We start from the raw sequence: 9,098 nt of genomic DNA, 5'->3' as shown, positions 1-9,098 counted from the left end.
GGTCAGTGGTCAGTGGTCAGTGGTCAGTGGTCAGTGGTCAGTGGTCAGTGGTCAGTGGTCAGTGGTCAGTGGTCATTGGTCATTGGTCATTGGTCAGTGGTCAGTGGTCAGTGGTCAGTGGTCAGTAGTCAGTGGTCAGTGGTCAGTAGTCAGTGGTCAATTGTCAGTAGTCAGTGGTCAGTAGTTTTTTGTAGACCGATCGCCTTTTCCCCAATTACCTTTTCCCCAATTACCTATGCTTAGCGCGTTGATTTGGTTGCCAATTTTAAGTGCCGCTTTACTGGGGTTTTGGCCTGGAACCATAACGCCAAAGGCAGCTCGTCAGTTGAGTTTGATAGTTGCCAGTGCTGTGTTTGTCTGGTCGCTTGTACTGGCAAGTCAGTTTAACCCAGGAAATGCCAGCCAGCAGTTCTCAGAGTACATACCCTGGATAAAGTCTTTGGGCTTGACTTATTACCTTGGGGTTGATGGTTTATCTTTGCCTTTGCTGGTTTTAAACGGTCTTTTGACCTGTATTGCCATCTACAGCACTGATAAATCTATCCAGCGACCCCGCTTTTATTACGCTTTGCTGTTAGTGTTGAATGCTAGCGTTGCGGGTGCGTTTTTAGCTCAGGATTTGCTGCTGTTTTTCTTGTTTTATGAGGTGGAACTGATTCCGCTGTATCTGCTGATTGCGATTTGGGGCGGTAAAAGGCGGGGCTACGCAGCAACGAAGTTTCTTATCTATACGGCTATTTCTGGGATTCTAATTCTGGCAGCTTTCTTTGGGCTGGTTTTACTCAGCGGTGCTTCTACTTTTGCTTACGAGCCGCTACGGAATTATACTTTACCTTTGACAACTCAGTTTTTGCTGCTGGGCGCTCTTTTGGTGGGTTTTGGGATCAAGATTCCTCTGGTGCCTTTCCATACTTGGTTGCCGGATGCTCACGTAGAAGCTTCGACGCCGATCTCTGTGCTGCTGGCTGGGATATTGTTGAAGTTGGGAACTTACGGTCTGCTCAGGTTTGGTTTGGGTTTGTTTCCAGAGGCGTGGCAAATTCTGGCTCCCAGTTTGGCTATTTGGGCGGTGGTAAGTGTGCTGTACGGGTCGTTCAATGCGATCGCGCAAACAGACATGAAAAAAATGGTAGCCTACAGTTCTGTCGGTCACATGGGCTTCATTCTTTTGGCAGCTGCCGCTGCAACTCCGCTGAGCTTGCTGGCAAGTGTCTTTCAGATGGTTAGCCACGGCTTAATTTCAGGGCTGTTGTTTTTACTGGTAGGGGTTGTCTACAAAAAGACTGGCACTCGCGATATAGACATCCTGCGAGGATTGCTTAACCCGGAACGGGGCTTGCCTGTGGTTGGTAGCCTCATGGTTTTGGGGGTGATGGCTAGCGCCGGTCTTCCTGGTATGGTGGGTTTTATCTCCGAATTTTTGGTGTTTCGAGGCAGTTTCGCAGTTTTTCCGACTCAAACGCTGCTTTGCATGGTGGGTACGGGGTTAACATCGGTGTATTTCTTGCTTTTGGTTAACCGCGTGTTTTTCGGACGATTGTCTCCAGAGGTGGAGAATTTGCCGCAAGTGCAGTGGAGCGATCGCGCACCGGCAATTATTTTAGCCGCTTTGATCGTGATGCTGGGATTGCAACCTAACTGGATGGTGCGTTGGAGTGAGACAACTACTACCACTATGATGCTTAATAGTCAAGAGTTAACAGCCAACAGTCAACCGTTTTAGATTTCAGATTTAGATTTTGGATTGGGAGGTAATGGCAATGACAAAGACAAGTGCAGAATCCGGACAAGTTGAGAATACCGATCGGCTAAAATCCCAAATCCGAAGTCCTAAATCTGTTCACATTCTTTCACCATACATCGAACGGCTCAAAGCAGGGGATGCCTTACTCGCTGATACTCCAGAAAATCTAATAGAAGTTGTCGGGGTTCTCAAAAGCTACGGTATAGTAATGGTAGATTATTATAAAAATCTCCTTTACATTGCCGAAAAGCAATTTTTAGTCCTGTTTCCCTTTTTTAAATACTTCAACGGTGAAGTTTCAAGAGAGAAATTGTTTCGCCACTTGTGGCACGATCGGATTAATTTTGAATACGCCGAGTACTGCATGAAGACGATGATGTGGCACGGTGGCGGCGGTTTGGAGACTTATTTAGATTCGGAAGAATTTAGGCAACGAGCCAGAGCAGCAATTGAGGCCAAAATTAAAGATAACTGGCTAATTAGAGGCATAGATGGCCTGTTTCCTGAATTTTTGTTAGAACAGGTGCGCCAACAAGTTTATTACAGTGCGTTGGGCCAATTCTGGCGGGTGATGGCTCCCATATTCCTTACTTTATCCGATCGCTACGATCGAGATGAAATCAAATCGATTCCCCAGGTAGTAGACCATATTTTAAACGGTTTGGTGGAGTCGGCTAATCTGCCAATTACCTACTCGGTGGAAATTGGAGATAAGGAATATGAAATTATCCCCAAATCAGTGGGTTTAACTTTTCTGATGGATACAGCAGTCCCTTATGTGGAGGCAGTTTTCTTCCGGGGAATGCCTTTTCTTGGCACGGTTTCCTTCAATGCTCAAGCTCATCAAATTCCGCCAGATCAAACTCGATTTGAATATGGCGCTTTGTATGCAGATCCTTTGCCGATTGGGGGTGCTGGGATTCCACCAACATTGTTAATGCAGGATATGCGTCATTTTATCCCGGATTACTTGCACAATTTATATAATCGCAATCGCCGTCGAGAAGATGACTTGCGCGTGCAGATTTGCGTAAGTTTCCAAAAGTCGATGTTTTGCGTGACAACGGCGGCTATTTTGGGGTTGGCACCTTATCCAATTGATACAAAAGATCCGTCTGAGGAGCAAGCAAATCGAGTTTATTTGGAAAAATGGATGGATCGATTTGTGACTTCTCGTTTGATGGTGGCAAATAGCGATCCAAATGCGTGTTTGTATGCTTGTGAAGTGAGATTTTGAGAGTGTTGATAGAAACTTTCGTAGGTTGGGTTGAGGTAACGAAACCCAATCTAAAATTCCTAAAGCGCAACTGAGATATTGCAATAGGGGAGTTTCTACCTCCCGGATTTCGTGACCTGGTTCAACCAGGTCACGAGAATACAGAACCCGGTTTCTGGGATGAATTGAGAGGGGGAAAAAATGATCGAACCTTCGACTGAGTTTGATACGCCTTGGAAAGATATTTTAGAAGCCTATTTTGAAGAGTTTATCCTTTTCTTTTTTCCCGATATATATGGGGAAATCGATTGGACACGGGGTTTTGAGTTTTTGGATAAAGAATTGCAACAAGTAGTACGGGATGCGGAATTAGGGCGGCGTCTCGTCGATAAATTGGTGAAAATTTATCGGATTGGTGGCGAGGAAGCTTGGGTTTTAATTCATATAGAAGTCCAGAGTCAGGAAGAGAGCGATTTTGCTAGACGGATGTATGTTTATAATTACCGCATTTTTGACCGTTACAACCGTTCTGTGGCTAGTTTAGCGGTTTTGGGTGATGAGCGAAAAAGCTGGCGTCCGAATCAGTTCGGCTATCGGCTATGGGGAACGGAAATTTTGTTTAACTTTCCCGTGGTGAAATTGCTAGACTATCAGCAGGAGTGGTCGGCGTTAGAGTCGAATCGCAATCCTTTTGCTACAGTGGTAATGGCTCATCTCAAAGCGCAAGAAACCCGCGATGATAGGTTAAGACGTAAACAATGGAAACTAGATTTAACCAGACGACTGTACGAACAGGGTTATGAGCGACAAGATGTAATTAATCTGTTTGCATTTATCGACTGGATGATGACTTTACCGCAAGAATTAGAGCAAAATTTTTGGCAAGAATTCAGAGAATACCAGGAGGAACAGCGTATGCCATATATCACCAGCGTGGAGAGAATTGGAATTCAAAAGGGTCGCGTAGAGGGTCGCGTAGAGGGGATGAGGGAAGGGCTTTTGAAAGCTATTGAACTGGGTTTGAAGTTGAAATTTGGCAGTGAGGGTTTAAGTCTTTTACCGGAAATTTCTCTCCTGGAAAATTTGGAGCAATTGAACTCGATTATTGCTGGGATTGAAACAGTAAATACGCTGGCTGAGTTGCAGGAAATTTATCGATAAAGAGGAGAATAGTAGGTGATAAATAAGAGCGATCGCACTTTTTGTACCAGCAATTTGGGAAGGGGAAGAGGGAGTGCGATCGCAAATTTTCATATAAGTCAATTATGCTGTAGGGACACGGCATCATCAAATCATGTCGGTCATCCAAAAATTTTAATGATGCCGTGTCCTACAAAAATATTCACCACGAACATCAGCATAATAATTCTAAAATACCAGTATTTGGCAAAATGGAAAAGTTGTTACTCTCACTGCTGAACAGATTCCACCGAGAAAAGGTGATTAAGTTGCTAATTGCGATCGCTATCTAGAAACTTGAGCAAGAATTGACTCAATATTTCTCTGAACTTGCTCTAGTTCTTGACACTTTTGGGCGATAAAAGCTTTGTCAGCATCACGCTGTTGTTGAGTTTCTTTGTGAGCTTTTTCTTGCTGTTCTAGAATGTTTTCGTAGGATGATATAGTTTTGGCAATCTTTTCAGACGCTTCCTTAACTCTCTGCTCAAATGTAGAACTAACCATACTGTTAATTTTTTCAAATACTTGAGCTTTGCTGTTAATAAATTGCTGATAGCCAAACTCGAAAACTTTTCCCTTAATGATTCCAGCAACACCACCAACCAGCATCCTTATACCTGCTCCTCCAGTCACTACAGCACTAACACTGGCTATAATAGTCATCAATGGGCCAGCAACTATAATAACTGGAATCAATGCAACAGCTAATCCAGCCATTCCTAAACTGCCAAAAAACCATTCTCCTGAAGTAGCACTAGGAGCAGTTTGCTGGTTGAAATATACCCAATTAGGTGATGATATATTAATTTTTTGATTGAATGCCTCAAGATCTGTAACAATTGCTTTTAGCTCTTGTTCTATAGCGCGATCTAAGGCTTCTAAAGGCTGCTTTAGAACAACTTTTTTGAGTTGATTATCGATCCAGTTATCTAATTCTGCCGATAAATCTTCATTAAACTTACTAGCACAGTCTCTAGCTAACTGATCTCGGCTCCAAATAGCTGAATACTCGGAAGTCCATTTATCACATTTTTGTTTCAAGCGGTTTTCTAAGCCATCGAGCCATTGATCCCAAGAGTTTTTTGTTGGTTCACTTACCTCAGCTAATAGTTTATTAGCTAGAAGATTAATTTTGAAATCTCGTCCGCTTGCTTCTCCAATTTGTTCTAATACTTGCTGTCTTTCTGCTTCAGAAAGTTTTAGCTTGCCATCCAAAACATCCTCAGCTTGCTGTAAAGCGGCTAAAGATTCCTGAATTAAATTTTGGATTTCTTTAACAGATTGCTTGATTTTCAGATTTCCACGTTCAAGCGTTAAGAAATTTTCGATCGACTGAGTGAAGTTTTGGAAGCTTTTGTGATATTCATCTTCATTTCCCTCCAAAATAGCCTTGAGAGCAGCCTTAGCAGAAATATAATGGATGCGATTACTACCTGTTACCAGCAAATTTCTCTTTTTAACAAAAGTTTCGAGACGATTGACTACATCTTTACGATCTTCTTCCTCATCTAGCAAATCCATAAAATTAACTAGAATAAAGAGATTTTCAACAGGCTGGTGATCTTTGCCGTTATTTAACTGAAATCTCACGTCCTCGATCAATTCTTTTTCCTTTTCTGGTAGAAGGTGCATAGCATTTGTCAAGAAAATCGCTGCATCCGTTTCTTTGAGAAGCTTCTGAGTAATAGCCGTTCGTTCTGGGTGTTCATTCAAACCTGGAGAATCAAGAATTTCTACACCATTGCGGCATAAATCTAAGTCGGGATGCTCAAAAACAATTTCTTCAATTTCACAACGTTCTAATTCATTGCTACGATGTGTTTGTGCAGATTCTTTAGGAATAGCTGCTTTCTCTTTATACTCATCAATTGCAATTTCTTCTTCCCGTCCGTTTTTATAGCGGCAGATTACTCGCTTTTTAGTTCCATATTTTAATACTGTCACCGTACCGCTACAGGGAATTGCTCTCACAGGTTGGATTTTTTCGCGCACTAAGGCATTTAGTAAGGTTGACTTGCCTTGGCTAAACTCTCCGACAACTGCTAGCCGAAACCGCTGAGATTGTAATTTTTTTGAGATTTCCTCTATTTCTTGTTTGAGATGATCTGGCAATAAATCCCGTTCACTACAATCCTGAATAACTCGGAATATTTGATAACACAGATTATCTAACTGTTGCCGTTTTTTCTGAAATTCTTGCAATTTTTGATAAGCTGAGGCTTGTTCAGGTTGATTTCTTGGAGGTTCAGGGTGTTCGGATGCAGATGCTTCTACCTTAGTGGTAACTTCAGGTGTATTTAACTCCTGTTTACTTTCTGGAGTTTGAGATTTAGGGATAAGAGATTCTAGGATATCATTAGCAGCTTTAACAAATATAGTATCTAGATCGTGGAAGCGAGCCGGATCTAGTAAAAGTTTAACTTCATCTAATGCAGTAGCATTTAGATTTTCTTGACGACTAAAAGCCGTTTCCAACAATGATAAGTGTGAAGCTTTAATCCCTAACCAATCAGCGATTATTTCTAAATATTTTTTTTCAGGCGCATCTATACTTCCGTCTGCGGCTGCTATTTCGTAACCAAAGCTAATCAATAAAAGCTTTTCTGATTTGGAGAACGAACCAGTTAGTTTTACCAATTGAGTAGGTTTTTTATAAAAATCTAAATCTTTGCTAACTTCCCTGAACATTACCTTGGTTAATTCGCGTATGTTGCCTTCCGTAGGGATAAATTTGTTGATAGTAACTTGTAACCTTTGTTTTTCTTCATCAGTCACCTGGTTATCAGCTTTAATCACACCCAGTAGGACTGTGATTAAAACTGCTAAAAATATCACAGGGGGAGTGATATCTTCTTGATTGAGCTTCTGTCCGGTGATGCGCGATAATAGTTCAACAGTCTCAGCTTTAACCAGGGAGGTATCCATAAGTAGATTTACCTTATTCGCTTCTCTGTGTGTTATTGTACTATTTAGCAGCTAAATTTTTATGTAAATATATGTAACAATGTTAAAATTTTTGTAACCAGGCTTTTAAGAAAAGCTAAAAACCATCAAAGCAGGTGAAGCATGAAGACCCGAAAGCTTACATTGGAAATATCGGAATCGGTTTATGAGAAACTAGCTCACTTGGCTGAGTTGAACGAAGAATCGATCGAAAGCACTGCTATTTGGAGCATTCTTTCCAGTCTTCCATATTTAACTAAAAAAGCAGAGGAATTTAAGGGAATGATGGAGCGAGTAACACCTGAGAATTTACATGGTGAGATTGACTTTAGGGAGCCTGTAGGCTGTGAATTCAGATAGATGTGGTTTATGTGGTTGCTGTACTAACAAATCTGCTTCCTCCCCCACCTTTATCATTAGAGTAATCTGTCGGAATAGTAGTTAATTCTTTCATTTAAATAATCGTCAAATGAAAAAGCCAAATTCTTTGCTGTCCAGTATAGTTATGCCTCTAATAATTAGTGGTGCTGGCAAGATAGTGCGTACAGCCGGAGGTTATGCTGTTACTGCTGTATCAAGAAAAATTCCTCTAGCGCCATTAGTGATTGGTACTCAGTTCGTTGCAGTGGCAGCACAAATGTTTCAAACTCATAAAGCTACTCAAGGAACATATAGAAGGATTGATAAAGTTAGCGGACAAGTTCAAGAAGTTAGCGAACAAGTTGCTGGTGTTAGCGAACAAGTTACTGGTGTTAGCGGACAAGTTCAAGAGGTTAGCGAACAAGTTGCTGGTGTTAGTGGACAAGTTCAAGAAGTTAGCGAACAAGTTGCTGGTGTTGGTGAACAAGTTGAACTTATAGATTTAAAGCTTCAAGACCTTAGTGGTTTAACTCAAGCAGGTTTCCAATCTCTGCAAGCAAGTGTGGGAGTTCTGCAAGCAAGTACGGCGGTCATTGGTGTTGGCGTAGCGGCTGGGGTTGCATTATCAGCAGTAAATCTATGGCAAACAATGAAGCTGAGAGAAGATGTAAAGCAACTGAGGCTAGAAGTAAAAGACGGTTTTATTGACTTAAAAGAAGCTTTAAAAGGCCAAGGTACAGAAATTCTACAACGGATCGATCAAGTTGCGGCAGATGTTGAGTTTAGGAACCATCGGACGATTTTAGCTATAGCGTATGGTAAGTTTTTACAAGCAACAGAGCTAATTAAACTGGCTATGTCAGAAGATATAAGTATTAGGAATAACGATCTAGCAATTGCAAAGGGAATGCTAGCAGAAGCTTTAGCAAACTATAGAAATCCTCAGCTTCTATCAGATACTTCTGCTGCTGGTAAGCTGAGGAGAATGGAGTGCGCTTGGGCGATTGAACAGACAATGGCTTTAACATTTCAACTACAGAACCAACTAGATGCAGTCAGCCCTTGCCTTTCCCATCTCCAATCAAAAATCCGTCAAGATTGCTTTAATGTTATTAATAGTTGCGAATCAGAAGATGAGCTAGATTTTCTCTTCCCTGAAATCAAACGAATTCACGACCACGATTTAGTTGTTCTAGAATCATGGCAAAATCAAATAGATTGGATGCGTTCTTTACCCGAATCCGAACTAAAACTGCTCGAAAGTGCTGAATTCAGCAATTTAGAAGTTACCCCAGATACCAACTCAGCCACAACTGCATTAGCAGCACCACCAGAGCAATTATTCTATGAAAAACTGAAAGAAAAATCCCATCCTCAATCATTGCAGGATCAGATGATATATATGATGAAGCCAGAATTACGGCGACAGCATCAATTATATATCAGTCAGAAAGCTACATCTGCTGGTTACAAAAGTTTAGTACCCTCTAATTTACAGCAAGCTTCAGACTTAGCGGTTGCCAATCTCTATTGGTATTTTAAAGCTAGGGATGAATCAAATGCAGAGGCGATCGCATAACAATTTCCCTTCCTAGAGAAATTTAGGTAATACCTAGTTAGATTCCTAAGAGAATTCTAAGCTAACTCCGAACTAAA

General features: G+C 41.4%; 7 protein-coding genes and 1 pseudogene. 7 read left to right on the top strand and 1 reads right to left on the bottom strand.

Annotation, left to right across the window (positions count from 1 at the left end):
* The 5 genes and pseudogenes from LAY57_RS01165 to LAY57_RS01145 all read left to right on the top strand — a co-directional run.
* Positions 1–243, top strand: a pseudogene (locus tag LAY57_RS01165) (hypothetical protein); the annotation flags it as partial.
* Positions 236–1,723, top strand: coding sequence for an NADH-quinone oxidoreductase subunit M (locus LAY57_RS01160; RefSeq protein WP_249064438.1), 1,488 nt, complete (start codon positions 236–238; stop codon positions 1,721–1,723). The pseudogene LAY57_RS01165 and the gene LAY57_RS01160, both read left to right, overlap by 8 nt.
* Before the next feature lie 37 nt (positions 1,724–1,760).
* On the top strand, positions 1,761–2,981 hold the full coding sequence (gene cupB, locus LAY57_RS01155; RefSeq protein ID WP_249064437.1) for a CO2 hydration protein CupB: 1,221 nt from the start codon (positions 1,761–1,763) through the stop codon (positions 2,979–2,981).
* A 180-nt stretch (positions 2,982–3,161) separates the two neighbouring features.
* Positions 3,162–4,121: an RpnC/YadD family protein gene (locus LAY57_RS01150; protein WP_249064436.1), complete on the top strand. Its 960-nt coding sequence runs from the start codon at positions 3,162–3,164 to the stop codon at positions 4,119–4,121.
* Positions 4,122–4,285: 164 nt separating this feature from the next.
* Positions 4,286–4,432, top strand: coding sequence for a hypothetical protein (locus tag LAY57_RS01145; RefSeq protein ID WP_249064435.1), 147 nt, complete (start codon positions 4,286–4,288; stop codon positions 4,430–4,432).
* Here the strand turns inward: LAY57_RS01145 and LAY57_RS01140 are convergent.
* Positions 4,425–7,064, bottom strand: a complete 2,640-nt coding sequence (locus tag LAY57_RS01140; RefSeq protein ID WP_249064434.1) for a dynamin family protein — start codon at positions 7,062–7,064, stop codon at positions 4,425–4,427. The genes LAY57_RS01145 and LAY57_RS01140 overlap by 8 nt on opposite strands.
* A 141-nt stretch (positions 7,065–7,205) precedes the next feature.
* Between LAY57_RS01140 and LAY57_RS01135 the strand changes: the two genes are divergently transcribed.
* The gene (locus tag LAY57_RS01135) at positions 7,206–7,442 is read left to right on the top strand and encodes a hypothetical protein (protein WP_249064433.1); all 237 of its coding nucleotides are present in this window, start codon (positions 7,206–7,208) and stop codon (positions 7,440–7,442) included.
* Between the two features lie 145 nt (positions 7,443–7,587).
* Positions 7,588–9,021: a hypothetical protein gene (locus tag LAY57_RS01130; protein ID WP_249064431.1), complete on the top strand. Its 1,434-nt coding sequence runs from the start codon at positions 7,588–7,590 to the stop codon at positions 9,019–9,021.
* The last annotated feature ends 77 nt before the right edge of the window (positions 9,022–9,098 follow it).

Source organism: Argonema antarcticum A004/B2 (assembly GCF_023333585.1).
Classification (GTDB): domain Bacteria; phylum Cyanobacteriota; class Cyanobacteriia; order Cyanobacteriales; family Aerosakkonemataceae; genus Argonema; species Argonema antarcticum.
The sequence above is the reverse complement of the archived record's forward strand: the minus strand, read 5'-3'. Positions and strand labels throughout refer to the sequence as shown.